The 23,408-nt window shown below is 58.9% G+C and carries 22 protein-coding genes and 1 pseudogene; 14 read left to right on the top strand and 9 right to left on the bottom strand.

The window, feature by feature from the left end:
• Positions 1 to 6: 6 nt before the first annotated feature.
• Positions 7 to 960, top strand: a complete 954-nt coding sequence (locus BLW56_RS03020; protein WP_177175783.1) for a FecR family protein — start codon at positions 7 to 9, stop codon at positions 958 to 960.
• 67 nt (positions 961 to 1,027) lie between these two features.
• Entirely contained in the window at positions 1,028 to 1,339 is a 312-nt protein-coding gene (locus tag BLW56_RS03015) for an MbcA/ParS/Xre antitoxin family protein (RefSeq protein WP_218140480.1), read from the top strand.
• 363 nt (positions 1,340 to 1,702) lie between these two features.
• On the opposite strand, the gene BLW56_RS03010 is transcribed toward BLW56_RS03015, so the two are convergent.
• Both BLW56_RS03010 and BLW56_RS03005 read right to left on the bottom strand, forming a co-directional pair.
• Complete coding sequence (locus BLW56_RS03010) at positions 1,703 to 2,188, bottom strand: GNAT family N-acetyltransferase (RefSeq protein ID WP_256203272.1); 486 nt, start codon at positions 2,186 to 2,188, stop codon at positions 1,703 to 1,705.
• A 38-nt stretch (positions 2,189 to 2,226) separates the two neighbouring features.
• A complete protein-coding gene (locus BLW56_RS03005) occupies positions 2,227 to 2,520 on the bottom strand; it encodes a type II toxin-antitoxin system TacA family antitoxin (protein ID WP_093510750.1) in 294 nt (97 codons plus the stop codon).
• A 271-nt stretch (positions 2,521 to 2,791) separates the two neighbouring features.
• Between BLW56_RS03005 and BLW56_RS03000 the strand changes: the two genes are divergently transcribed.
• Both BLW56_RS03000 and BLW56_RS02995 read left to right on the top strand, forming a co-directional pair.
• Positions 2,792 to 3,268, top strand: coding sequence for a hypothetical protein (locus tag BLW56_RS03000; RefSeq protein WP_093509169.1), 477 nt, complete (start codon positions 2,792 to 2,794; stop codon positions 3,266 to 3,268).
• A gap of 129 nt (positions 3,269 to 3,397) precedes the next feature.
• Entirely contained in the window at positions 3,398 to 4,693 is a 1,296-nt protein-coding gene (locus BLW56_RS02995; protein WP_177175782.1) for a YdcF family protein, read from the top strand.
• Between the two features lie 33 nt (positions 4,694 to 4,726).
• Here the strand turns inward: BLW56_RS02995 and BLW56_RS02990 are convergent, their stop codons facing one another.
• The 4 genes from BLW56_RS02990 to BLW56_RS02975 all read right to left on the bottom strand — a co-directional run bounded on the left by BLW56_RS02990 (position 4,727) and on the right by BLW56_RS02975 (position 7,239).
• Entirely contained in the window at positions 4,727 to 5,059 is a 333-nt protein-coding gene (locus tag BLW56_RS02990) for a type II toxin-antitoxin system RelE/ParE family toxin (RefSeq protein ID WP_093509167.1), read from the bottom strand.
• Positions 5,059 to 5,289, bottom strand: coding sequence for a type II toxin-antitoxin system ParD family antitoxin (locus tag BLW56_RS02985; protein WP_093509166.1), 231 nt, complete (start codon positions 5,287 to 5,289; stop codon positions 5,059 to 5,061). Before BLW56_RS02985 ends, BLW56_RS02990 begins: the two co-directional genes overlap by 1 nt.
• A 163-nt stretch (positions 5,290 to 5,452) precedes the next feature.
• The gene (locus BLW56_RS21025; RefSeq protein ID WP_093509165.1) at positions 5,453 to 6,034 is read right to left on the bottom strand and encodes an RloB domain-containing protein; all 582 of its coding nucleotides are present in this window, start codon (positions 6,032 to 6,034) and stop codon (positions 5,453 to 5,455) included.
• Positions 6,031 to 7,239 carry an AAA family ATPase gene (locus BLW56_RS02975; protein ID WP_093509164.1) on the bottom strand — a complete coding sequence of 403 codons (1,209 nt, stop codon included), beginning with the start codon at positions 7,237 to 7,239 and terminating at the stop codon, positions 6,031 to 6,033. Before BLW56_RS02975 ends, BLW56_RS21025 begins: the two co-directional genes overlap by 4 nt.
• A 519-nt stretch (positions 7,240 to 7,758) precedes the next feature.
• Between BLW56_RS02975 and BLW56_RS02970 the strand changes: the two genes are divergently transcribed.
• Positions 7,759 to 8,124 carry a hypothetical protein gene (locus BLW56_RS02970; protein ID WP_093509163.1) on the top strand — a complete coding sequence of 122 codons (366 nt, stop codon included), beginning with the start codon at positions 7,759 to 7,761 and terminating at the stop codon, positions 8,122 to 8,124.
• On the opposite strand, the gene BLW56_RS20310 is transcribed toward BLW56_RS02970, so the two are convergent.
• Positions 8,121 to 9,275, bottom strand: a complete 1,155-nt coding sequence (locus BLW56_RS20310; RefSeq protein WP_177175781.1) for a ribonuclease E inhibitor RraB — start codon at positions 9,273 to 9,275, stop codon at positions 8,121 to 8,123. The two genes, BLW56_RS02970 and BLW56_RS20310, sit on opposite strands and share 4 nt — an antisense overlap.
• 910 nt (positions 9,276 to 10,185) lie before the next feature.
• Here BLW56_RS20310 and BLW56_RS02955 point away from each other — a divergent pair.
• The 6 genes from BLW56_RS02955 (at position 10,186) to BLW56_RS20780 (ending at position 20,789) form a co-directional block, all read left to right on the top strand.
• Positions 10,186 to 10,662 carry a hypothetical protein gene (locus BLW56_RS02955; protein WP_143043347.1) on the top strand — a complete coding sequence of 159 codons (477 nt, stop codon included), beginning with the start codon at positions 10,186 to 10,188 and terminating at the stop codon, positions 10,660 to 10,662.
• A 608-nt stretch (positions 10,663 to 11,270) separates the two neighbouring features.
• Positions 11,271 to 14,801 (top strand): TonB-dependent receptor domain-containing protein, encoded by a 3,531-nt coding sequence (locus BLW56_RS02950; protein WP_093509159.1) that lies wholly within the window; start codon positions 11,271 to 11,273, stop codon positions 14,799 to 14,801.
• 112 nt (positions 14,802 to 14,913) lie between these two features.
• Positions 14,914 to 17,652, top strand: coding sequence for an insulinase family protein (locus BLW56_RS02945; protein ID WP_177175780.1), 2,739 nt, complete (start codon positions 14,914 to 14,916; stop codon positions 17,650 to 17,652).
• 35 nt (positions 17,653 to 17,687) lie between these two features.
• Positions 17,688 to 18,620 carry a hypothetical protein gene (locus tag BLW56_RS20305; protein ID WP_177175779.1) on the top strand — a complete coding sequence of 311 codons (933 nt, stop codon included), beginning with the start codon at positions 17,688 to 17,690 and terminating at the stop codon, positions 18,618 to 18,620.
• A 301-nt stretch (positions 18,621 to 18,921) separates the two neighbouring features.
• Positions 18,922 to 19,854, top strand: coding sequence for a HEPN domain-containing protein (locus BLW56_RS02935; protein ID WP_093509156.1), 933 nt, complete (start codon positions 18,922 to 18,924; stop codon positions 19,852 to 19,854).
• Between the two features lie 83 nt (positions 19,855 to 19,937).
• A complete protein-coding gene (locus BLW56_RS20780; RefSeq protein WP_143043345.1) occupies positions 19,938 to 20,789 on the top strand; it encodes a patatin-like phospholipase family protein in 852 nt (283 codons plus the stop codon).
• 33 nt (positions 20,790 to 20,822) lie between these two features.
• Here BLW56_RS20780 and BLW56_RS20775 read toward each other — a convergent pair.
• A pseudogene (locus BLW56_RS20775) lies at positions 20,823 to 21,452 on the bottom strand (DNA-processing protein DprA); the annotation flags it as partial.
• A 244-nt stretch (positions 21,453 to 21,696) separates the two neighbouring features.
• On the opposite strand from BLW56_RS20775, the gene BLW56_RS02920 reads away from it, so the two are divergent.
• The 3 genes from BLW56_RS02920 to BLW56_RS02910 are packed head-to-tail and all read left to right on the top strand — an operon-like array spanning position 21,697 to position 22,959.
• Complete coding sequence (locus BLW56_RS02920) at positions 21,697 to 22,077, top strand: hypothetical protein (RefSeq protein ID WP_218140479.1); 381 nt, start codon at positions 21,697 to 21,699, stop codon at positions 22,075 to 22,077.
• On the top strand, positions 22,074 to 22,622 hold the full coding sequence (locus BLW56_RS02915) for an XRE family transcriptional regulator (RefSeq protein ID WP_093509152.1): 549 nt from the start codon (positions 22,074 to 22,076) through the stop codon (positions 22,620 to 22,622). Before BLW56_RS02920 ends, BLW56_RS02915 begins: the two co-directional genes overlap by 4 nt.
• Entirely contained in the window at positions 22,612 to 22,959 is a 348-nt protein-coding gene (locus BLW56_RS02910) for a VOC family protein (RefSeq protein ID WP_093509151.1), read from the top strand. The genes BLW56_RS02915 and BLW56_RS02910 overlap by 11 nt, the downstream gene beginning before the upstream one ends.
• Positions 22,960 to 23,205: 246 nt before the next feature.
• On the opposite strand, the gene BLW56_RS20300 is transcribed toward BLW56_RS02910, so the two are convergent.
• Entirely contained in the window at positions 23,206 to 23,406 is a 201-nt protein-coding gene (locus BLW56_RS20300; RefSeq protein WP_143043344.1) for a hypothetical protein, read from the bottom strand.
• Between the last annotated feature and the right edge of the window lie 2 nt (positions 23,407 to 23,408).

Genomic DNA, 23,408 nt, shown 5'->3' with positions numbered 1-23,408 from the left:
ACGGTTATGACGGATCAAGGACAGGACAGACCCGCGCTGCGTCGCGGCCCCGATCCGGAGGAAGAAGCGCTCGAATGGCTCGTGCGCCTGACCTCGGGCGACGTCGGTGCCGACGAGCGCGCGCGCTTTGCGCGCTGGCATGCCGAGCCCGGTCACGCCGCCGCCTATGACGAGGCGCGGCTGCTCTGGGAAGGCATCGGCCAGGTCTTTTCGGCGCCCGACAATGTCGTGGTGCTGCGCCCGCCGGTGCGCTCGATCCGGAGCTGGGGCCGGCAGGCCGCCGCGATCGCCGCATGCGTCGCGGTCTTTGGCCTCGCGGGGCAGCAATATATCCGCTTCTGGCAATATGACGCGACGACCCGCGGCAGCGCGCGCGGCACCGAGACGCTCGCAGACGGCAGCCGCATCGAACTCAACACCGGCTCGGCGCTCGACGTCGCTTATTCGGGCCGGGACCGGCGCGTCACGCTCGCGCGCGGCGAGGCCTTTTTCAATGTGAAGCGCGATCCGGCGCGCCCGTTCATCATCAAGGCGGGCAGCGGCGAGGTGCGCGTGCTCGGCACTGCCTTCTCGGTCGAACGGAGCGGCGAGGGCGCACGCGTCACGGTGATCCGCGGCAAGGTGCGCGTCGAGGCGGCAGGCAAATATGTCGACCTCGTGCCCAACCAGCAGGTGCGGTTCGACGGCGGACCGCCGCAGGCGGTGCGCGGCGTCGATGCGGGCAAGCTCCTCGCCTGGTCCGAAGGCCGGCTCGTGTTCGAGAAGCGGCCGCTCGGCGAGGTCGTCGCCGCGATCGACCGCTATTATCCCGGCATGATCATCCTCGACAATGAGAAGGCCGCGAAGAAGAGCGTCGACGCGGTCGTGCATCTCGACCGGATCGACGAGTGGCTGGGCAGTCTTGAAAAGTCGCAGGATGTGACGCTGCGGCGGGGGGCCGGGATTGTTTACATTAGCTGAGGCTCCGTTCGGCACAGCGGTGCGATCGGGACGGCATTGCCGGTTGAAGTCCTGAAACCTCACAAATTTGGAATTTCATTCGGAAGGTACAGAAGGTCTAAAGGGCAGGGGCCCCAATGTCCTCGAGTCTGGCCGCTACAGTATCGCGCTGGTCACGTGGGAAGGGGTGATCAACCTGCATACACAGACCGTCATCGTGAATCTGCGCTATGTCATCGATCAGCTATCGGGCATCTACACCGACGAGGAATCTTGTCTGTGGCTGCATTCACCTCATCCGCTGCTTGGCAATGAACGGGCCATCGATTTCATCAACGCCGATCGAACTCCAGAGGTTCTTGCGGTGATCGAGCGTTTCGACGCTGGCGCATTTCTGTAGGCGCGCTGTCATTGAGTGGCTGGCGCGCTCGCGACCTTGCGTTCTCGGGCTGATCGAAAGGCGCGAAGACATGGTCTTGAGGGCGATGTCTGGCGCATTATCGGCGAAGATAGGGATGTTTTGCGGGCTATCCTGCTGATCTGGGATGCCCAGTTTTGATCCCAAATAGCCAACTAACCCGGCAAAACCGGAGTCAGACTCCACAAGTGCAAGGTTGATTGAGCAAAGCAGTCATGGGAAATCAGCGAACTGCGTGTAGCTTGCTATGGGCGTCGCCAAGGCCGAAAAAAATGCTCCATCGCTGTGTTCGATCTGGTTTTGGGGCTGAATCGCGCATCCTTCCAATGCTTCCTTTGTCGCCACTCAAGATTTTGCTGCCGCCAGGGATGCCGCGATGTCACCGATGGAGCGGAACAGGACCATGGGATCATCCCTTGAGGGCAGAAATCCTCTGCGCTGCCAAAATCTCGCGGCATCCTCATCCACCGCGTTGACAACAAGCGCGCGCCCGCCGACGAGCTTTGCTGCCTCGACACAGCGCTCCAGAGCGTGTTTCAGCAATCCTGATCCGATCCCACGGCCTGCCCAATCGATGTCGGTTGCCAATTGTCCGAGCAGCAAACAGGGGATTGGATCAGGCGGCTGACCCGTACGGATCGCGCGTGGCATTGCAGTCGGCACAATGGCGGTAGGCGCAAGTCCGTAATATCCGACCGCGCGCCCGGCCTCCTGGACAACCATGACCGCCGTGAAACCGCGTTGATGGTTGGACAGCGCCCTGTTCTTCAACCAATTGTCGAGTGACGGCTTCCCGCATGTGAACTGCGACAGGTCGTGGCCGTCAGTCAACGGCTCAGGAGCGGAAACGGCCAACTCGGAAAAGCGCCCTATTTCTCGGTGGCCGCTTCCCACGGCGCGGGACGCTTCAGCAATTCGGTCAAAGCGGGGACAGGCTTGGCTGGTGCGTCAAGCATCGCAACAAAGGCCTCGAAAGCCTCAGCGCTGACACGCAACAGGCCGGTTTCCATGATCGCCTCCTCAGCAGCGCGCACGGCCGCATCGCGCATGAATTCCGTGCGTGAACGCCCACGCAACTGCGCGCCGCGATCAATGATCGCCAGATCGGCGTCAGGCAAACGCATCGAAAGCGGATGATCCTTGCGTTGAGCGGCGCGGGGCATGAACATTCTCCTTACTACGATCTGCTATCAAGGCGTAGCGCATTTTGCAATACATCTGTTCCAGCTCCTTAGGTTGGGCTTCATAGGCATCACCGGTGAATTGCCTGATGGTCCCTCATCCGGAGCGTTGCCGTCGAAGCGGTGCAATTCCAGAAGCAGAACCCATCCAGCTGCCCCTTCATCGCATTGGGAAGAGGAGCAGTGCGGCTTTGCCTCCCCGGCGCGTTGAGCGGGTATCCGCGTCACGGCGCCCTTGCGAAAGTCACCAACCATGCGTTCGATCCTTCTTGCCGGCCTGGTGCTGGCTTCGGCTGTTGTTCCTTCCGCTATGGCCCGGGCCGAGACACCGATTGCGGTGGCTTCGTCTTCCGCAGTGCAGGCGGCACGCGCGTCGGCGAAGATTTTGAAAGGCGTCCTGCCAGTGCGTGCGCGTGCGACCGGCGCTGCGGCCGAAACGGCATCGACTTCGCGTGCGGCCTCGGCGGCGATCGCGCATAGCTGCCGCAAGCCCGAGCTCGCCGATCGGCCGCGGATCACCAAGGCGGAGATCGAGCGCACGACTGCCGCGGTGCAGGATTATGTCGAATGCATGCGCCCGGTGCTCGAGAAGCAGCGCGCCGCCGCCGAGAAGCTGTTCAGCGACGCGAAGGCGGCGGCCGAGGCGAGCAATGCCGAGGCGACCGAGGTCAATGCGCTCGTCGATGCCTATCGCAAATGGGAACAGGAACATCAGGGCGACGAGGGGTGAATCGGGGCGGGTGGCTGGCGCCCCGGCCTGTTGATGCTGCCACGGGAGAAATCCGGTCTGCAGCCGGGCCCATCTGATCGGAAGCGGATGCGTTCCGCATGCCGCGTGCTGCGGCTCGGGGAGGAAGCAATGCGGTTTTCAAGCGGTAACCGGGCAGCCGTAGCGCTGGCCTTTACAGCCGTGACGGCGGCAGCGGTAATATCTTGTCCGGCAAAGGCGCAGTCGCGCCATTATCAGGCAGTGCGCAGCGGCGAGCCACTACGCGATCGTATTGCCTATCTGCTGACGCTGCTTGCCGCTGACAGCAAGGCGAGCGAAGCGCTGGCCCGCGATCCCGCTTTGGCGCTGGTCGGCGAGCGGCTCGCGGCGACCGAGCGCGAATTGATCGCGGTGTGCGCCGACGACAAGGCCGAGCTTTGCCCGGTCGAAAAGCTGATGCTCACGGGCAGCGAAATCGATGCGGTCGCAGCCGCTTTGGCGCGGCTTGCGGGTAGCGAACCCGCGCTCCAGCGTCTCGTGCAAAAGCATCTGCGCAGCTCGGGGCGCTACCAGCTCCATGCCGGGCTTGACGATGCGGCCCTGCTTGCGGCGGCGTGGAAGGATGCAGCGCTCGCCGTCAATCGCATCTACCGTCTCTACGCGCTCGGCGAGAAGCCGGCCTATCCCGCCATCGACAGCCTCGACCGCGATCCGAAGGCAGCGGCGTTCCAGGGCCGGCTCGCCGAGCTTGTGGCGATGGGCGGGGCGCGGACGAGGGGGACGGGGGACATCTTCGCGCCCTGGTCGCGCAGCGCGATGGATTTGCTGACGCTCGTCCAGCGCGAAGAGGCGGCGCGCTACGAGCCGCTCGACAGCGGGGCCAATCGACCGGCCAATACACATGCGCGCGGGGTCGACTGGAAGCGCTTCCGGTACACGGCGATTCTTGTGCCCGGAAACGGCCTTGCGGCGGGCGAGCGCGCGGTGTCGCCGATCGGCGAATTGCGGCTGAAGCTTGCGGTCGAGCGCTGGCGGCAGGGCCTCGCGCCGTTCATCATCGTGTCGGGCGGGCATGCGCATCCCAACCGCACCGAATTTTCCGAAGCGGTCGAAATGAAGCGCCTGCTCGTCATGCGCTACGGCGTTCCCGAGCGCGCCGTGCTGATCGATCCCTATGCGCGGCACACCACCACCAATTTGCGCAATGCGGTGCGATTGCTGTTCCGCGCGGGCGCGCCGATGGACCGGACGTTTCTGGTGACGTCGAGCCCCTGGCAGGCATCCTATGTGGCCGAGGCCGGGAAGACGGGGCTGATCGAGCGGTCGAAGCGCGAGCTGGGCTATGTGCCTTACCGCGATGCGTCGATGGTTTCCGCAGTCGATGTGGCGGTGATGCCCGATGTTTTGGCGCTGCAGAGCGATCCGGAGGAACCGCTCGATCCCTGAGGTCAGGCTTTCGCGCGTGACCGCACGCAGATGTCACGCGTCGGACGACGGGCCAGCCAACCACTCGGGTATGTCTCGATGCGTGTGGAGGATACGCCAGACGTCGATATGATCTTCCTGCTCCATGTAAAAAATGGCCCAAGGAAAGGGGCGCAAGAGCTTGTGCCTCAGGGCGGGTAGGTCGAGTTCATGGGCGTATCGAGGCGATCCGATTCCCGGGTCCGAACTGATGCGGGAATAAAGCTTCTCCAGTGCCATGACGAACGCGAGGGCGACGTCTGCTCCGCCTTCATTCCGATAGTGAGAGATCGCAGCATCCGTATCTTGCTCAGCAACAGCGCGCAGAACAAGAGGTTTCCGGGGCATTAGCCGTCGCTGGCCAGCTTGCGCAGGCGCGCAAAATAATCAGCATCGGCGCTGACGCCTTTTGGCGAACTCGCGCCAGCAACAAGAAGGGTGCGCAGATGTTGCCGGTCCTGGTCTCTACGAATCAACTCGCGGACATATTCGCTGCTCGTTCCATAGCCGCGAGACGTGACTTGTGTGTCGACATAGGCCTTCATGTTTTCAGGCAACGAGATGTTCATGGTGGACATGCTGCCACCATGGCAGTTTTGGCAAAATTTGGCAAGAACGACGGTTAGGTTTTGGGCTTTTACCACATGGCTGCAGAGCGTTCGGGTCGATCCAGGAGGATAGCTGCGCCCCCTCCTAGGTGCAGGTGCGAACGCATGGAGAACCTCGGTGCGGCACGCTATGTCAACCTAGGCCGATAGCCTCGAGCAACGCTGCAAAGCCTTCGTCGATACCCGCCACGCGCCGCGCGCCCTCAAGATCGAGCTTTTCCTCAAGGCGCGGCGCCGCCATCCCTTTTACATAGGCAGGCCAGCGCTGGACCAGTTGCTTGAGAGCAATCCCGCTCGACTGCGGATCACGCGTGTGGCAGCCGGGCAGATGGCGCAGCAACAGGCCTTCATGGCATGGGCGCTGCCAGACGAGCGCCAGCCCCTCATCTCCTGCAAGCTGTCGTCCGCGCTGGTCGCGCTGCGGCGATTGGCCGAGCTTGTCGGTATCGAGAAGCACGAAATGGTGCGGATAGGGTTCGCCGTGGCGGATGGCGCGGCGCGCGACTTCGCGCACGGCTTTTTCAATGATCGCAAGCGGATCGCCCCCTCCTGGCTGAAGCAGCACCGCGTCGAGATGAACTTGCAGTCCGGCGGCATCGGCAAATCGTTGGAGGAGCGCGGCATAGCTTTGTTCGCTCTCCCCCTCGCAACCGATGAACAGACGGGTGCGCAGCAGGCGCTCGCGCCGACGAGGAAGGGGGCGAGGCGGCCTCATCCGATGCTCGGCACCGCGCCATAGGCACCCGCAAGATATTTGCGATAATGGTTATCCTCGCGTCGCACCGCCTTGATGTCGCTGAGCGCGAAAATCTCGGTACGCCCCGTGGCATCCTTCTCCGTGAAGAATATTTCTTCCTTCTCAAGCTCCTCGAGCAGTGACGCATTATGGCATGTCATCCAGAGCTGGGCATTATGCGGATTGCGCGCCGGATCCTGAAACCAGCGGAGGATCTCGGGAAGGATCAGCGGATGAATGGCGGTGTCGAGTTCGTCGAGTATCGCAATGCCGCCGACATCGAGCGCCTTGAGCAAGGCTGGATAGAGGCGGAGAAACATACGCGTGCCTTGGCTTTCAAGCATCAGCGGCATCAAGCCGTCATGCCCATGGTGCGCGAAAAGCATGAGCGGGCCATTTGGACCTTGGTCAACGCGAATGCCGCTGATGCCAAGATCTATGCGCTCGATCTCTCGGTTGAGCGATGCCATCAGCATGGGGTCGCTCGCATAAAGGCGCACGACCTGATCCTCGAGGCCGTCCGCGCGCTCGATCAATATGTTTGAATAGACGCGCTGAGCCATCTCCCAGATCGCCGTCGCAAAAGGATGCTTGAGCTGCGCCAGCGTCGAGATGACGCTGGCATTGGGGCGCAGGATCTTGCCGAGGGCTTGTGAAAATCCGCTCAGCGGAAAGCCTGTTCCGCCTATGACCTTGCCTTCCATGTCGCGCTCGAACAGCCGAACCTTGCGATGAAACGGGGGCGGCCAATAATAAAGGGCTTCGCGCTCGACAGTCGTACGGATTGGGCCGCCGAGTTCGAGTTCGTAGTGATAGAGGCATTCAGGGGCGTCCGGACGATCATCCTCCGGGTCGACAAGCCCGCCGAGCGATACGCTGAGGCGTGTCGAACGCGCGCGGCCATCATTGCTGTTAAACCGCTCGAACGGCAAGCCGCCGTCAGGGGCAATGCCGAAGCTGTCGCGCAGGAACCAGGCGATGAACGACAGCGCACGCAATATCGTTGATTTGCCGGAGGCATTCGCGCCAAAGACCGCGATCACCTTCGGCGCGCGGGTGTCCGAACCCATCCAGAGCGGCGCGAACCGGTGCGGCATTTCGGGCGCATTGTCAGCGACGCGGAGGTCGACGACCTGCTCGTCGAGGACCGAATAGAAATTTTCAATCGTAAGGGCGTGGAGCATGGATTGTCCATTTGTAGTTTCGAGTGAAGTTCAACGAAATAATGTCAAAATGTCAATCAAAACGTAAAATTTTGATGTGTTGGCTGCCCTGTCTGTCTCGCTTGCTATGACATGTTGGTACTAGAGGGGCGTTGTTGCTCGCAGTGAAGCCAGAATTCTGTCGCAGGCGGCGGCGCGGGCGCCCGGTGGGTCAGCGCGAGGACCATTCGCGACATGCGTGTCGTTGCGGAATGTTTCTGTTTCGATGTCATAGACGGGCGAAGCTCTATGGCTACCGCTTGCGGGCTGGATTTAATCAGGCGATCACCTAGAGGGAAGCTGACGAAGACCGGAAACCGTTTGAAAAAGCGTAGAAAAGGCAAGTTCGACCATGAGTGACACGAGGCAGAATTCGCTTGGCGCGATGGCCGATACCAGGCGCCATCCGGATATACGCGCGTTCGCCGAGGCCGCGCCACTGCTGGAATCGCATGCGAAAAGCAATATGTTGCGTCATGGGCTTGCACGGGAGAAAAGGAAATGAGCGCTTCTACCGCGCTCGCGGCGGCTGCAGTCTTCAACCTCCTATGCACGGGGCAGGAGATGTCGACGATCGGAAACAGCGATCACGAGTCGGAGCGCTTCTCTGTGGTCTATCGCGTCAACCTGACCGAAAAGCGATATTGCTCGGATGATTGCAGAGAGACGCTGCAGCTTTACAGCGTCAGTCCGACCGAAATCCTGTTCAATTATATCAAGCGGCCGAACGGCTATCAGATCAGCACAAGCGTCAAGCGCGAGAGCGGCGCTTATGCCTATATCTTCGATACGCCAGACGGATATCATATGAAAACGGGCGTTTGCAAAAGGGCGCCATTTACAGGGTTCGCCAAGCCAAAATTTTAGCTGCTTGGTGAAACCCCACGATAGATATCGAAGAGGGAGCGGAAGAAGCGATCATAGGCAGGCGTACGCGGATCGCGCCGCTGCGATGCGCGCAGCGATACCGCGTCTATTGGATTGGAACCGCGCATGAAGAGCTTGTGGCTTGCCCAGACTTCTCCGACGACGGTGACCTTGGGCGCACGTGCCGCGGCGTCGATCTGGGCGTAGCACCAGAGCTGGCCCCACAGATTGGGCCAGAGATTGGCAGGGAGCGGCAGATAGGAATTTTTCAATTCGACGATGAGAATCTCGCCCGTTCCCTCGTGACGGTACACAAGGTCGGGCGAGGCCCTGAGAGGCGTGCCTCCGACCTCGAGCGAGGCGATCGTAAAATAGCCTGTATCCATGTTGCGCTCGAGGTGCAGTCCATTGTGAACGAGCGTCCAGCCCTGGAATTTCTTCCGGAGCAAAGACGGGTCGAGCGAAGTCTCCGCTTGCTGTCTCAATTCCCAGACGGCTTTTTCGGTCTCTTTGCCGCGTTCCCGATCCTGCTCATTTCCCCACGCATCGGCGTAAAGTGAGTAGATCCATTGTGAAAATGCGGACGCCGTCGGTTGCGGGTCTCTCGGCCGCCTTTTCTCGGCAAGGCGTAAAAACTTGCTGGGCACCATCTGGAAATTTACATCGGAGGTCGTCCCGAGTGGGTCTTTTAGCAGCCTTTCGCCGAAAAGGACGCGGCCACGATTTATGGCCGCGTTAAAATTGGATCGAAGATTGGCCGTGCGTGATGTCGGCCAGAATCTGATTTCTAAAAGGTCGGGATAAGACCATCCGTCGTAGTAAAAATAATCGTCATCGATCAGGTCATCTAGCTGTTTTTCGATTGCGTTTATCTTTTCGAGCGATGGCTCGATATGGGTGGAAACAGTGACGTGGTGACCGCCGTCGCCTTCATACCGACGTGCCTCGAATCCTGCATTGATGAGGCGATCGAAATTACGTTGTGCGCTGGCTTCTGGGCAATAGTCCCGATCTTCATACGGATTGCAAAACCGAAACTGGAAATTGATCTCTCGTAACGGCCCGAGAATGCTCCAGCTTTTCTCGAGATGCACAATATGTTCGAGCTTCTCAGCGTCCGTTTCAAGATAAGAGGATATTCTGCGGATCATTGGCAGACTATGCCGAGGGAGTTGATGCATGTCCAACTGCGGAAACCGGTAAATAGCGTCGGAATCGTTTCACGCTCCGCTTAGCCACAGCTCATCCGCGGCGGTATCGTCGGCCGATGCTGAATGCTGTTCAGTCCATTATTTCAACACTGCTGTCTGCTGAATCCTGTAGTAAGCTTCTGAGTAGGCGCGCTAAGGCTTTGGAAATTCGACGATGCCGCCGACGGTCTCTTCGAGCGCTGATGGCGACGATTGATTTCACAGAAGATCCTGATGCAAGATTGATCCTTATCGCTAGGGACAATTGAGACTGAACTCAACATGGGCAATTTGTGCGTTGGCCCTCTATTAAACGCGGGACTGTGGCGTCTGGCACGACCTCCCGATTCCCGCATAGCTAGACCCCAAAAACTTCATCCATTTTGGTCGGCAATTGAACGAAAACTCTTCGTTCTTCGCGAGTTTTGGGGCATAATTGTCAGCGCAATAGAGTGGCGTAAGTTACTATTATTCTTGATGTTTTCCTATGTGGGGGAGGGGCGATTTATGCGATCAAAGCTGGCCCATCATTTGCGCCTGTCGGGCACGCCTCGTGACCTCGTCAGCGCGCCCCGCTCACGCCTCACTCGCCGTCGAGTTGCTTCCGCAATAACGCGCGAATTGCCTCAGGCCGCGTTGGCTTGGGATCGGGCTGCGCCGCGATCCATGCGTCGAGCGGTCCGAGCATGTCCGGGAGCAGTCGGAGATGCACCGAAAAGCCCTTTCCCGTGGGCTTCGGCCCGCGCTTCTTTTTTGGTACCACAGTTTCTTGATCTGACATGGAAGACATGATACCCCGCTAAGCGGACCGAGCGGAAGCTGTAACTTCCACCCGGCCCTGACCACAACCGACTTACCGTGGAGTCGAACTATGGCTGATAGCCCTGTAGCGCCGCCTGGCGGCGCGGCCAATGATTCGCGTCGAAACTTGCTCAAGAGCCTCGCGCTCTCCCCGTTCGCGATGGCCTCGCCCGGTGCGTCCGGCGCGACTTTGTCGCCGCTCCCTTGGTCCGAAGCGCTCACCGATTACGGCCGCGCGCGCGCCCATTATGACGCTTTCCTCGCGCATGTGCTGAGCCCTGCATGTCGTCGCGCCGAGCAGGCGATCGCTGCGGGCGGTGACCGGCGCTCTTCTATGGCCGCACACGGCATCTTCCCGCTCGAGGAGCATGGCAATGATTTGGCGTTGGCTCGCTGGGCGGCACTGCGCGCGTTGATCCTCACCCCCGCGCCCGACGCACCGTCGCTCCTCATGAAGATGCGCTTCGCTTATGAGGATATCTTCCGGCATCAGGATCAGGATGCACTGTTCGCCGCGTTGCTGCGTGATGCCGAACAATGGCTGTGAGGGGGAGGGCGGTTGCTCGGCTCGCCCGCCTTGTTTGCCCTGGGGCACAACTTCCGCACCGGCCCAAGCGACAAGATCTGCAACCTTTGCAGCAGGAAGGGTGGGGGCTTCCGCCCCCGCCCCCCGCTGCCGCGTCCGCGCTGCGTCCGCCTTCTCGCTCGCGCGAGAGGGTATTCAGGGAGGTGCATCGTTATGGTATATCGTATCTCACTATCTTCTCAGCGCGCCGCGCCCGTGGCGCGCGGCCCCGGCGCACTCGCCCTATGGCGGCGCGCCGTCCATCCTGGGCCCTGCGACGCGCAGCGGTGCCTGGCCCGTGGCGCAGGGCGGCCCGCAGCATGGTTGCGGGACGCGGGCGCCTTCTATGTTCCTTCTTTGCTGCGCACGCGATCGTGCGCGCCTCCTCCTGTTCTTGTTCCTTCTCTCTGCGCCCTGCGGACGCAGGCGCCCCCTCTCTTGTGTTTCCCCTTCTTGGCAAAGCCGCAGGCGAGCTTCTCCAAGTTTCCTTGTAACCTTTTTTCCACCCCACCTTTGCGGAACCCTCCGCCCCAGACGTTGAACCACTGACATCCGCAAGATCGCGGGTTACTCTAAGAGGGGGCTCTTTCATGACCGATCACAAGACCAGTCGACGCTTTTACCATAGTTCGCGCCTCGCGCTCGCGGTGGCGCTTGCCGTGCCCGCAGCGGTGGCGCTGCCCGCGGCCGCCTATGCGCAGGACGCCCAGAGCTTCTCCATCCCCGCGGGCGACCTCGCCGGCGCGCTCCAGACCTATTCGGCGCGCACCGGCGTCCAGCTCGTCTATTCGTCCGAACTGGTCAGCGGCAAGCGCTCGGCCGGCGTCTCGGGTTCGATGACGCCGCAGCAGGCGCTGGGGCAGCTTCTCGCGGGCACCGGGCTTTCGGCGCGGCTGTCGGGGAATACCGCGACCTTGGTGCAGGCGTCGGGCGATGAGGTCGCGGCTGCCGATGGCGAGCGGATCCTCGGGACGGTGACCGTCGAGGGCTCGCAGGGCGGTGGGGCCTATCAGGCGCCCGTGCGCGGTGACGGGATTGCGCAGCTTGGCGGCATTCGCGGTGGGCAGGATGAGGAGGCTGACGGATATCGGGCGAAGGTGGCAAGCGTCACCATGGGCGCCCCGATTCCGATCGAGGATATCCCGCGCTCAGTCACGGTCCAGACCCAGCAGCAGATCGAGAAGCAGGACATAACCGATCTGACTGAGGCGCTGAGCCGCATGCCCGGGATTACCATTCAGGATGCCGGGACGCCGGGCGAGCCGGTCATCTATTCCCGTGGATATAGGATCGAGCAATATCAGGTTGAGGGTGGTCCCGCGCGTTCGCTAACGCTTCCGGGCGCGCTGACGCAGAACCTGGATGGCTTTGAGCGGGTTGAACTGGTGCGAGGCCCCAATGCGCTGACGACCGGCGCCGGGTCTGTAGGCGGCTCTATCAACCTGATCCGCAAGCGTCCGGGTCCTGTCCAGGCGATCTCTGTAAAGGCGGATGTCGGAAGCTATGGCCGCTATGCTCTGGTCGGTGATTTCTCGACCCCAAGCATCCTCGGCTCGCCGATCGCTTTCCGCGGCGTTGCCAGCTTCCGGAAAGAGGGTAACATCCTGGAGGATTTCAACCAGCGCAATTACCTGATTACGGGCCTGTTCGATGCTCCGCTCGGTGATGATGCGCGGCTGGAGTTAGGATTCTCCCACAATCGTTCGAAAATCGACGGTGCGAACATCGGTGTACTGCGCTACTTCGATGGCCCAGTGATCGAACTTCCTCGGAGCGTTAATATTGCCGACAAGTCGGTGGGACGGAACGACAAATATACAGAAATATTCAGCAAATTTTACGTGGATGTAGCCAAGGACTGGGATTTTGAGATTGGCGCATTCTATTCGATGAGTAATAATGACACGGATTCATTTAATATAGAGGCGTATCTTCTGTCTGTTCTGCGTCCCGATCAGGTGTTTTATCCAGGATCAATAACCAAAGCATCATTGTACGATGTAGAGTCAGATCAGCTCGGCATAGATGCAAAATTGACGGGTCGCTTCAATACATTTGGCCTCAGGCACGATGTATTTGCGAATGTTTCATATAATGAAATTCCTTCCCAAGATATTTCTCCTTCGGGTTCTGGTTCGTATGAGCGAGCTATAATAACAAATTTGAATGATCTGTTAAATCCGTCATACAGTTCATTCACTTCTCAAGTGTCGGCTGGAACGATATATGATGGATCGATAAGGAGAAGTCTTGGAATAGTTCTTGGTGATACGATTGGCTGGCGTGATCTTGTTGCCATAACGGCGCTCGTGCGGCGAGATATGTTGAAGAATGATTTTGTGAGAGTTTATAGGACATTCACTGGACGGGAAACGTCGCCGGACTATGATAGAAGGGTTTCAAATATTAAATTATCATCTATTGGATCTACTTGGCGGCCGAGCTTTTCTGCAACACTAAAGCCGATGAAGCGGGTGACACTATTTGCAAGTTACGCTGATGGTTTTAATAGGCAGGATTATTATTATCAAAGATCGGGGGAGGCTCCCAATTACATCTATAGTTCTCTTCCGCCGATTGAGTACCAGAATAAAGAAATCGGTCTCAAATATGCGACCGGAAAAATTCTCTTCTCAGCCTCCTTGCATCGAATCAAGGAGCGGAACAGGGGGGTGCTTGCGTCCTATTCTGGGTGTCCGCCCTATGCCGGGATTCCTGAGGGGAGTCGTTGCTCTGTCATGGTGCCATATTCGAACGGCAAAGGATTTGATCTGGAGGTATCCGGAGAGTTGTTCGATGGTTTGAGTATCAATGCGAACTTCAACTATAGCAAAGCAAATATAACGCCGCCACGGACCGAACCTGTGGAGATAACCAATCTCCCGGCATCTTCTGGCAGCGTCTTTGTCGATTGGCGTCCGGGCTTTGTGGACGGTCTGGCGTTTCAATTGGGTGGCCGTTACCGGAGCCGGATTTATCAGACGGGCCAGCGTTATCCTTATGATCAAAACGCAAATCCGATTCCTTGCCCGGGCAACGATTGTCGTTTTGAATTCGGCGAGAAGGCCTACGCCGTGTTCGATCTTGGAGTTGACTACAAGATCGCCAACGGCGTTGATTTTAGGCTGTTTGTCGAGAATCTGACCGATGCGAAATACCTTTCGACTGTCTCTCCGGGCATAACCGGGAGTTTTTATGGTCGGCCACGCACCTTCATGGCGAGCGTGAAATGGTCGGATTCTGGCCGGGCCGCTGCTGATGGTCGCAGTCCGACCAACGGCCTGGCGCCGTTCGGTGACCCGTCGGACTGGTATGCGGCCTTTGGCGCCGGCTACACGGTGGCGCCGGGAATGCGTGCCAAGGCGGAAGGAAAGGCGCAGGATGGTACAAGTCCCGTCGTCTGGGACTTCCACACCAAGGCAAATGTGGCGCAGATCGTGGCTCTCGGGTACCGACTGACTGATAATATCCGGTTCGAGCTTGAAGGGGCTCACCGTATGTCGCCATTTGCCAGGATCGGTGGCAATGCCGTCGCGCCCTTCGGCGTGTGCGGGATACCTGCGAATGCACAGCTCAGCCAACAGCCGCACGACTGTGATGATGTTCCCGGCGATATCGAGAATTGGTCTTTGATGGCCAATGCAATTTATGATTTCGGGAAGCCCGGCGGTGCCTTCAGGCCCTATATTGGCGGTGGCCTCGGCCTGTCCCGCTATTCGGTTGGCCTGCAGGGGAAGATGGATGGAATCGGCGGTACCGGCCCGTGGTCTATACCCACGCTATATGAAGGGCAAATCTACCACGATCCGGACTTCATTCGCGAAATCCAGGAGTTCGTGGGGGGACGGAGCAATTCCATCTCCCTTGCCTGGCAGGTAATGGCGGGCGCTTCGGTTAAGCTGAATAAGCGATTGGAACTCGATCTGGGATATCGGTACTTCAATGTGCCGGGTGCTAAATGGACCCTTCACAACCTAGGAGAGTCAACAATCGTTAATACACCTATGGGGCCCAGGAATGCATCGCCTTTGACGCCCAGTCTCGGAAACTTCAAGGCGAACTATGCGGCGCATAACTTTACGGTTGGCATGCGTTGGGCATTCGGAGCCTCGAAGAAATAGACGCACTGGAAGAAGGAAGGGGAGGTAACTCCCTTTCCTTCCCGATCTGCATCGTTGCTCCAGGATCATTGGGAATATCATGAAAAACAGATGCGTACGCCCGCTGTGCGGCGTGGCAAGCTGGTTGGCGGTTTGCGCGGGCGTTGTGCTGTCTGGGCTGGCGGCCCTTCCGGCGGTGGCGCAGGAGAATCTGCCTGCGGCGCAGCTGGCTGAGTTGCGCGGACAAATCCGGGCTGGCTCGCTTTCAAATGGATTCCGCTATGTCATCGCGCCCACGGGAACGCTGCCCGCCGAGAGGCAAAGTGAATTTGTCTCGGTCGTGCTTCATGTCGACACAAATGCGGCAGACGGCGGGGATTTGATGGAGCTTCCTCATCTTCTGGAGCACATGCTGGCGCTTCATACAATGCGAGCACCGGATGGAAAACTGATTAAGCGGATAGATTTCCCAAAATACTTTGGGGCGCCTTCGCCATTTTTCGCCAATCCAGACAAATATGGCTTCACTGTACCGAGGGTGCGCGTGACGGAGGCCATAGGGCATTTGCGGACGATTGCTCACGGTGCGAATTTTCAAGAGCATGATATAGTATCGGAGATCAATATTGTAAAAAGTGAAATATTGATGATTGGCCCATATTCTGGGACGGGCCTGATTGTATCCAACATGGCCAAATCATCATCCATGAGCAGGCATACTGTTAAGGCGCGCTTGGAGAGCCTGAGAAAGACTCGTGTTACCGACGTACTGAAATTTTACGCGGATCGATATCGGGCAAATAATGAGATTCTCTATATTGTTGGTAACGTCGATGCTGAGCGCGTTGAGCGGGAAATAATCCGGCGTTTCTCCGACATGCCGGGCGGCGGATCGCCAGCTTCTCCGCTGCTGCCTTCATCCGATCTTACACGGGGGCCGGTTGACCACCTACCTGGGATACGTGGGAGCACGTCCATGGTCTTGCTGGGATATCGGGGGGATGAGGCTGCCGACAGCCGGCGGCAGACTGTGCAGATCGTTCTCGCTCAAGCGTTGATGGCTGAAATGGCGGGCCGCTCGGGCCGTATCGGATTTCCGGCGCGCGACGTGCAGATTAGACCGCGCCTGCTGGACGGCACGGGCAGCCACGCTGGCATCGATATAATATTCTCGTCACTGTCTGGTGAGTTTTCGCCTGCTTTTTCTCAAATTGCCGGTGCGATCGACTTTTTGTCGTCCGAGTCCGCGGCTGGGGCGATTGAGCGGGCGAAAAGCGATATCAAGGCGGCAACCAGCGCCTTCGACATGGCCGAGTGCCTGCGCCAGGATTCGATTTATGCGGACTTGGTGAGAGCAAGCGAAAACGGACGTTTTGGTCAACCCGATTGCAGGATGGGAATGGCTCCTGGCGAGGTGGACTCGATAACCATCGCCGAGGTCCGCGCCGAGATGCGTCGTTTGAGCGAGCCGCGCAATCTCGGCTTTGTGGCCGTAGCGCCCCTCGGTGATCGTGAAGTCGGATTGCGGAATATTCGCAAAATCCTTGCTCATCCTGTTGCGCTGTCGGGCCAGGATTCTGCATCATTCAACGGCCCTGCCGAGTTGCCCGAGATCATCAAATTGCCGCGGAATTCCGCCGAGCCGAAACTCCTACCGATTCGTGACAATCTTTATCGTCTTGCCGGAGCCGATTCTCCGCCGATCTTTGTTGAGAAGGAAGAGAGCGGAGCCGGCTTCGGGGTCACGATTTTCGGGTCCTCGGTGAAAGAGCTTCTGGCGTCCGAACAGGCTTTGGCCCCAGGCTTGATGCGCCTTGCGCGCTTGAGCGGTTTTGGCGGCCTCGATGCCGAACAGATGCGCGCATATCTGAAGCAAAATCAACTTAATTTCGATGTGCGTATCCAGCGGGAATTCAGCAGCATCGTTGTGAGCGGCCCGTCTGACAAGCAGGCACTCGCGCTGAATCTTCTTCACCACCTCGTTCGTGGTCCTGATTCTGATGATCTGGCAACGCGCGAGTTGAAGCTGGCCTCTCTGGATCAACGCTGTGGTGCGAACGCGCTGGTCGATCTTGCTGAGCGGGCTATGGGCTTGGGTTTGATGCCACCCGCGTCATTAAACGGCACATGCGCTCACTTGACGGCCACACCCGATGCAAAGGCGGCGCGCAGCATTTGGACGAAGATCTTCGGAAACTCTCGGCAATGGACGCTTGTGGCGCGCGGAGCGGTTGGACCTGATCTCCTGAATGGCCTGCGATCGCTGAAGCATGCATTTCCGTCCGACACGTCGATGTCGCAAGTCAGGAGTGAGGCATCAGGCATCGGCTCTCTTCCAATCGGCAGGCAATTTATCACCAAGCGCGGTGACGGCAGTCCTCAGGCGTCGGTCCGGATATATATTCCTCTTCATCTCGACGGCGTGAAGGATGTCGATGGCTTTCTGGAAAGTCTGGGGGCCATATTCCCGCCAATGGGTAAGTTCTGGCATCGCCTTAGAGTCGAGGAGAACGGAGCATATTCACCCGGGACTAGCATTCAAACCTTCTCGGGCCGACCCGATCACATATTTCTTGTCGTTAACTTCGTTTGCGATCCATCGGACATTAAGCGGCTGATCGAGGCAACCTGGAACGAGTTCAGCAAGCTGCAATCCGCCGGTCTCGACGTCGATGATGCGGCGCGAATAATGGCGCTCAAACCCGCCAATGTGAAGTTGATCGATGAGCTGCAGGGGCCCGGCAAATACTCTTTTTCAGAAGGGAATTTGAATATAAGTCGTGTGATCATGCCGGCTGAACCTGATCGTGTTCTAAAGGCTATTAGATCAGCAAAAAGAGAAGAAATTATTATATTCAGCCTCGTCTCGTAATTTATGTTATGAATGTCAATTCAAGCTCATATATTATGTATATGTTGTATAATATTTTAAGTTTGAAGGAAAAGGGTGTGGTTGTCATGAGTCGTGCGATTTTGGTGTTGGTATCTGTGTGTGCACTGGGAATGGTCGTGCCGGATTTGGCAGGTGGAGCCCAGGCTAAGGAAGGTATCTGGACCAATCCCGTGTCTGAAGAAGGTATTGCTGTTATCTCCAAAGGCGATGTCTGGTCTTACTTTGCTGCAACTGGTGATCCGAGTCTTGACTGGAAATTGGGAAAGGGCACGTCGGGCTGGAAGTCGGGCCCGACCCATATTGGCTACGACGATAACGGAAGTCCTGGTCTTTCGACTGTCTTCACGACTGGCCCGTCGCCGAGCAGCCGTTATCCGGTCGCCTATTTTCGCAGGGCAGTTACGATTCCGGCTATTGCGAGAGGCAAGGATTTGCGTCTTTCCGTCGATTGCGATGATGGTTGCATCGTTTATGTGAATGGCACGGAAGTCGGGCGTGTTCGTGTTCCTGCCGGACCTGTGAAGCCTTATACGGCCAAATTGTCTGGGCGTGACTGGGCGAAGCTTTTTGTGCCGACGGCGCTTTTCAAGCCGCGAGGAAACGTCATTGCCGTCGAGGTGCATCAGGTTGATGCCAAGAGTTCCGACATGCGCTTCTCGGCGATGCTTCACACCGACGACGTGGTGAAGTCGGCACCTGCGGCGATGAAGTCTGACACCGCGATTGTCCAGATCACGCTGGACGGCCAACCGCTCTCCGATTGGCGTCTTCTTGACGTTCCGGTAGATTATGCTGACCTTTCAAGAATGCCCTCGAGTAAGGCTGATAGTGAGCTTTGCCTCAAAAGCACGATCGATCGTGCTTGCCACCGTCTGGCCCCAGGTCAGACGGGAATATGGAACATCGAATATAACCGCAAGACATACAAAGTCCGCTTGGAGAGATGATCGATGAGGACGGTGCCCTGCGCGCCATTGGCGCGCAGGCAAGGCGCTGCTCCGCTCCGCTATTGGCGGCTGCGCTCCGCAGCGCCTTGCGTGGGTGGCCGGACGATGGTGGTGGACGGCGGTGAGCCAGCCGGCTCGCTTGTTCACCGCATGCGGAATGCGCTCCCTCCCTTGTCTAAGGGATGGAGCCGCAGCCCATCAGCGAGTAGCGATTTTCTCGAACCCTTAGCTCTGGTTTTCTGGGTATGGAGGTGCGCTCCCTTGCCAAAGCCACGACCTTCCGCGAGACTCTTGGTCCGTCATGCGTAACGACCTTTCCCATCTTCCGCCGGCCAAGCAGCGCGATCTCGAGCGCGTGGTCGCGATCCTGTTCGAGGAGTTCGGCGACGCGACCGCGCTTGCCTCGGGCGAGTGGAAGAAGCAGGGGCGGATTCTCAAGATCGTCCTTTATGGCAGCTATGCCCGTGGCGGCTGGGTTGACGAGCCGCACACCGCAAAGGGCTATCAGTCGGATTTCGATCTGCTGATCATCGTGTCCGATCCGCGGCTGACCGATCCTGTCAAATTTTGGGAGAAGGCCGAGGAACGGCTGACCCGCGAATTCGGGATCACGAAGACGATCCGGACGCCGGTCAATTTCATCGTTCATACCTTGCAGGAGGTGAACGATGGGCTCGCGCACGGGCGTTATTTTTTCATGGATATCGCGAGGGACGGGATTGCGGTCTATGAGAGCGAAGGCGCCCAACCGTTGCATTCTCCCAAGCCGAAAACGCCTGAACAGGCGCTGGCGATGGCGACGGAATATTTTGAGGAGTGGCTGCCGAGCGGCAAAGAGTTCTTCGACAACTACGTTTTCAATCGTGATCAAGGTCGCTTCAACAACGCGGCCTTTCAGCTCCACCAAGCCACCCAACGCCTCTATCATTGCGTTCTTCTCGTGGTCACATTCTACACGCCGCACGTTCACAATCTCGGTTTCCTGCGCACCCAGGCCGAGCGGCTGGATCGGCGTCTGGTCGACGCATGGCCCCGCGAACAGCGGCGTGAGCGTGCGATGTTCGAGAAGCTGAAGGACGCCTATGTGAAGGCGCGCTACTCCAAACATTATCGCATCACCGAGGAGGAACTGGCCTGGCTCGGCGAGCGCGTCGAGGCGCTTGGCGCGATCGTCCATGAGATCTGCAGCGAGCGCATCGCCGCGCTTGAGGAGATTGCGGGCAGAAGGGTCTGACTCGTTAGAAAAAGCGTCGCTTGCCTGACTGACTCTCTGATGTCGGGAGAAAGGCGACCAAATCCGGCTGTGGGGAGGGGGAATTGCAGGTCAGTCTGGCATATCAGGGTGGTGGCGCTCGGGTCATCGAACTCATGGCGGCTGCCAAGGCTTGTAACGTGGCGGTCGATGAAGGTCGCTTCGAGGTCATCCGCGTCAGCGGTGCATCGGCTGGCGCGATCGCGGCCGCGATGCATGCGACAGGGTGCGATATCACAGCGATTGTCGATCGGGCGCACACCCTCAAAGGGAAGGTCGAGCAGCACTTCCCGTCTACGCGGTTGCGAAAGCGCAATGCCGTCCCGCGTCTGCTCTTCGGCTACCCGCTCTTCGATGAAAAACATGTGCGGGAGTTGATTCTGGAGCTTTTCAGGCTCGGCGGCGTCGACGCCGAATGCCCGATCCGTGACCTTCCGTTGAAGGTGCCTCAGCTTCGTATCATGCGGTCGGACATTCGTTTCCACAACGCGTCTGCTGCCACGGAGACCTCGGAAGCACGCCTCGTCGATGCGCTCGTCGATTCAGCTGCCATTCCCTTTGCCTTCCGCCTGCCGGGAACGGCTGCCAATCCGGAAATCTTGGATGGTGGCCTTTTTCAGAATCTGCCCGCCAGCGCAGCGATGGCTGATCTGCAGGCGGGGCAGGTCGCGCTTGGCTTTTCGTTTCCCAAGGAAGATGCGCCCGATCTGAGGTCGGCCAGTCCGCTCGATTATGGCAAGGCGATCCTGGGGAGTCTCCTCGACGAGCGTATTGCCGATGCCACCACGCGCATCAAACCCGGCAATATCATCGAGATTCCCAACCGCCGGTCGACCTTCGAGTTCGCCCAGGCCTTCTTGGATACGATGCGCGCCCAATTTTCCGAGGATGGCGCGTGCCTGCGTCAGCGTGCCTGATGTCTCTCCGGCCTCGATGATGATCGTCGCTTCGCTGAGCGCGCTCATTGTCGCATTGCGCTCGGGGAAGAAGAAGCGGTTATGCTGCGGCGTCTGCGCGGCATAGCGCAGCACCGGCACCTGGCTGATGAGCAGATGCTCTTCGGCGATGCGCTCCTGAAGCTTCCGGTTCTCGGGCGGATAAGTGACGCCGAGCGGGGTTCCGATCACCGCGATGACCTTGCCGCCTGCTTCCATCGCGCCGCGAAGTGCCGCCGTGTCGACACCGCGCGCGAGTCCCGAAATGACCGTGATGCCGCGCTCGGCCAGTTCGCGGGCGACGCGCTGTGCGCGTTTGATGCCTTCGGGACTGGGATCGCGGGTGCCGACGACCGCCGCCGATCGCGTCTCGGTCAGTTCCCATGCGCCTTGGTAATAGAGAAGTTCGACCGGGTGGCGTGCGTCGCGCAGGCGCGCGGGATATTCGCCGGTGCCGTGGATGCGTGTCGAAAAGTTTCGTACGCCGCCGCCCAGCAGCTTGGCGAGCGCGCGTGATGCGTTTGTTTCGGCTTCCTCGTGGTCCACAAAATCGGACGGGCGTTTGGTCGCGTTCTGCGCGAAGCGTTCGGCGAGCGTCTTGAAGCTGGCATTGGGTATGAGCCAAAGCGTCTCATAGGCACCCATCTCGAGGCGCGGCGAAATGGGTGCAACCGCGGGGCGGCTTGGTTCAAGTGGAAGCTTTTCACCATGCATCAATCCCTCAGACGCACCGGCTCTCGGATACCGCAGGTTCTCGGCACGGTAACTGTTTCCGATATGGACTGTTTCGGGTTCGGAGCGTTAACGGTGCTCCTAGTCTCCTTCAGCGTTCGTTAGACTGTCGTGGGCGGGCAACGATCGGCACAAGTGAAGCTGGCGGCTTGCAAATATGCCAAAAAGTGAATATGTCGCTTCTGACATGCTGAGTTTAGCTGATCGTCTTGAGGAATTCTTCCGCCGTTTGCTGGCGGCGCCGGCATGCGCCACTCGCGATGAGGCCTTCGCACTTCTCGGTCGCATCCTGATCGAGGTCGAGGACGAACTCTCCGGTATCGTGTTCGACGCCGGCTATCCGCTCGATGATGGGCGCATGTATCCGCCGCGCCCCGATGCCCGGCGGGATGTGCCGGGGCGGACCGATCTGCATCGCTATCGCAGTCGGGGTCATAACAGCTTTATCAGCGCAAGCGGAGCGATCTTGATCTGCGATCGGAATGGCAACATCCTTTTGAACAAGGCCGACAGCGGTCAGAGGAGTATCGAGTTATGACTAGCCCAACCCTCCCAAAGGCTATCGGCGAGTTCATCGACGCGGTTCGATCCGAAGTCGCGGCGGCGGTCGATGTCGATGCGCCGGCAAAAGCTGATGGTGAATGGTGGATCGATATCGAGATCGACGGGATGCAGAGTCAGATACTTTGGCAAAAATCATCCGGTTTTGGTGTCTATGTTCGCGAGACCGGCTTCGGCGCGCGGCCGCAGGAAATTTATCGCAAGGCTACCGAAGCCGGAGCGCGCGTGCTGCAACTCGCGGCGCAATGGAAGAAGGATGCAACGCATCATGCCTTGCGATTGAACGAGCTGCGACATTTGTTGGGAGAAACGCAGGGCGATGTCGCCAAGGCGTTGAACCTCGACCAGGCCCGTATATCCAAGATCGAGAATGCCGCGGATATGAAGATCAGCACCTTGTTGGACTTCCTCGCTGCGATGGGAGGGACGTTGGAGCTTCGCGCCCGTTTCTCGTCCCTTGAGGCTGCGATCGAACCCGTCGATCCCGTGCGCAGGAAAGTGAGAGTGCGGCATGCAGCTTAACCTGCTCGTTCTGCGCGCGCATAATCCGGAGAGGCTGGCGGGCTTCTATACGGGGCTCGGACTTCGTTTCACTCCCGAGAAACATGGTTCCGGGCCGCTTCATATGGCGTGCGATACCGGCCACGGGATTTTCGAGATCTATCCGTGCAGCGAGGCACACACCCATACTCGCGGCGTAAGGATCGGCTTCGCCGTGACCGATCTCGATGGCCATTGCCGGCAGGTCGAGTCCGGCTTTGGCCGTCTCGTCCGGGCGCCACAGGTAACCGAGTGGGGGCGCACTGCCACGATCGAGGATCCGGAAGGTCATGTCATCGATCTCACCGAGATCGACTAATCCGGTTCGGGCTTGCCTTCGAGCATGTCGCACTCCATCGCTTCCGTCGTCCAGCGCTCACTGCCCATTTGAGCGGTCGCGCGTTGCAGCTGTCATGCTGCGATCTGCCCGTAAGTTGAATTGCCTGCTCCTGTATAAGACCCGATACAGGAGCTCGATCGGTTTGCGCCTTGCTGGGAGTGATGGCGGTTGCGAAGGTCCGTGAAGAAATTGCTTCGGCGATTGCGGACATGGGTATCCTGCACGTTAAGCCGTTGTGCCGATATAGTTCCTTTTATCATTCTGCGCCGGTCGTCCGGCGCTTTGTCTCTCCTGATGCCGTGCCGCGACAGGCTTGAAGCGCTGGCGTTTGCCGATGATTTCATTCTCGCGGTTCGTTTGGCGACGAGCCTTGGGGAAATCGAAGACCTGCTCGAAGGCGCGGCGCGCTTCATGGATTTTCGTCATTA

The organism is Sphingopyxis sp. YR583, from assembly GCF_900108295.1.
Taxonomy (GTDB): domain Bacteria; phylum Pseudomonadota; class Alphaproteobacteria; order Sphingomonadales; family Sphingomonadaceae; genus Sphingopyxis.
Note: the sequence above shows the minus strand (reverse complement) of the source record. Positions and strands in the feature narration are given on the sequence as shown.

Excerpts from the sequence above, each read along its gene's own strand:
- BLW56_RS03020 (WP_177175783.1), top strand. The coding sequence starts at position 7 with ATGACGGATCAAGGACAGGACAGACCCGCGCTGCGTCGCGGCCCCGAT.
- BLW56_RS03005 (WP_093510750.1), bottom strand. The coding sequence starts at position 2,520 with ATGCCCCGCGCCGCTCAACGCAAGGATCATCCGCTTTCGATGCGTTTG.
- BLW56_RS03000 (WP_093509169.1), top strand. The coding sequence starts at position 2,792 with ATGCGTTCGATCCTTCTTGCCGGCCTGGTGCTGGCTTCGGCTGTTGTT.
- BLW56_RS02995 (WP_177175782.1), top strand. The coding sequence starts at position 3,398 with ATGCGGTTTTCAAGCGGTAACCGGGCAGCCGTAGCGCTGGCCTTTACA.
- BLW56_RS02990 (WP_093509167.1), bottom strand. The coding sequence starts at position 5,059 with ATGCCCCGGAAACCTCTTGTTCTGCGCGCTGTTGCTGAGCAAGATACG.
- BLW56_RS02985 (WP_093509166.1), bottom strand. The coding sequence starts at position 5,289 with ATGTCCACCATGAACATCTCGTTGCCTGAAAACATGAAGGCCTATGTC.
- BLW56_RS21025 (WP_093509165.1), bottom strand. The coding sequence starts at position 6,034 with ATGAGGCCGCCTCGCCCCCTTCCTCGTCGGCGCGAGCGCCTGCTGCGC.
- BLW56_RS02975 (WP_093509164.1), bottom strand. The coding sequence starts at position 7,239 with ATGCTCCACGCCCTTACGATTGAAAATTTCTATTCGGTCCTCGACGAG.
- BLW56_RS02970 (WP_093509163.1), top strand. The coding sequence starts at position 7,759 with ATGAGCGCTTCTACCGCGCTCGCGGCGGCTGCAGTCTTCAACCTCCTA.
- BLW56_RS20310 (WP_177175781.1), bottom strand. The coding sequence starts at position 9,275 with ATGATCCGCAGAATATCCTCTTATCTTGAAACGGACGCTGAGAAGCTC.
- BLW56_RS02955 (WP_143043347.1), top strand. The coding sequence starts at position 10,186 with ATGGCTGATAGCCCTGTAGCGCCGCCTGGCGGCGCGGCCAATGATTCG.
- BLW56_RS02950 (WP_093509159.1), top strand. The coding sequence starts at position 11,271 with ATGACCGATCACAAGACCAGTCGACGCTTTTACCATAGTTCGCGCCTC.
- BLW56_RS20305 (WP_177175779.1), top strand. The coding sequence starts at position 17,688 with ATGTATATGTTGTATAATATTTTAAGTTTGAAGGAAAAGGGTGTGGTT.
- BLW56_RS02935 (WP_093509156.1), top strand. The coding sequence starts at position 18,922 with ATGCGTAACGACCTTTCCCATCTTCCGCCGGCCAAGCAGCGCGATCTC.
- BLW56_RS02920 (WP_218140479.1), top strand. The coding sequence starts at position 21,697 with ATGCCAAAAAGTGAATATGTCGCTTCTGACATGCTGAGTTTAGCTGAT.
- BLW56_RS02915 (WP_093509152.1), top strand. The coding sequence starts at position 22,074 with ATGACTAGCCCAACCCTCCCAAAGGCTATCGGCGAGTTCATCGACGCG.
- BLW56_RS02910 (WP_093509151.1), top strand. The coding sequence starts at position 22,612 with ATGCAGCTTAACCTGCTCGTTCTGCGCGCGCATAATCCGGAGAGGCTG.
- BLW56_RS20300 (WP_143043344.1), bottom strand. The coding sequence starts at position 23,406 with ATGACGAAAATCCATGAAGCGCGCCGCGCCTTCGAGCAGGTCTTCGAT.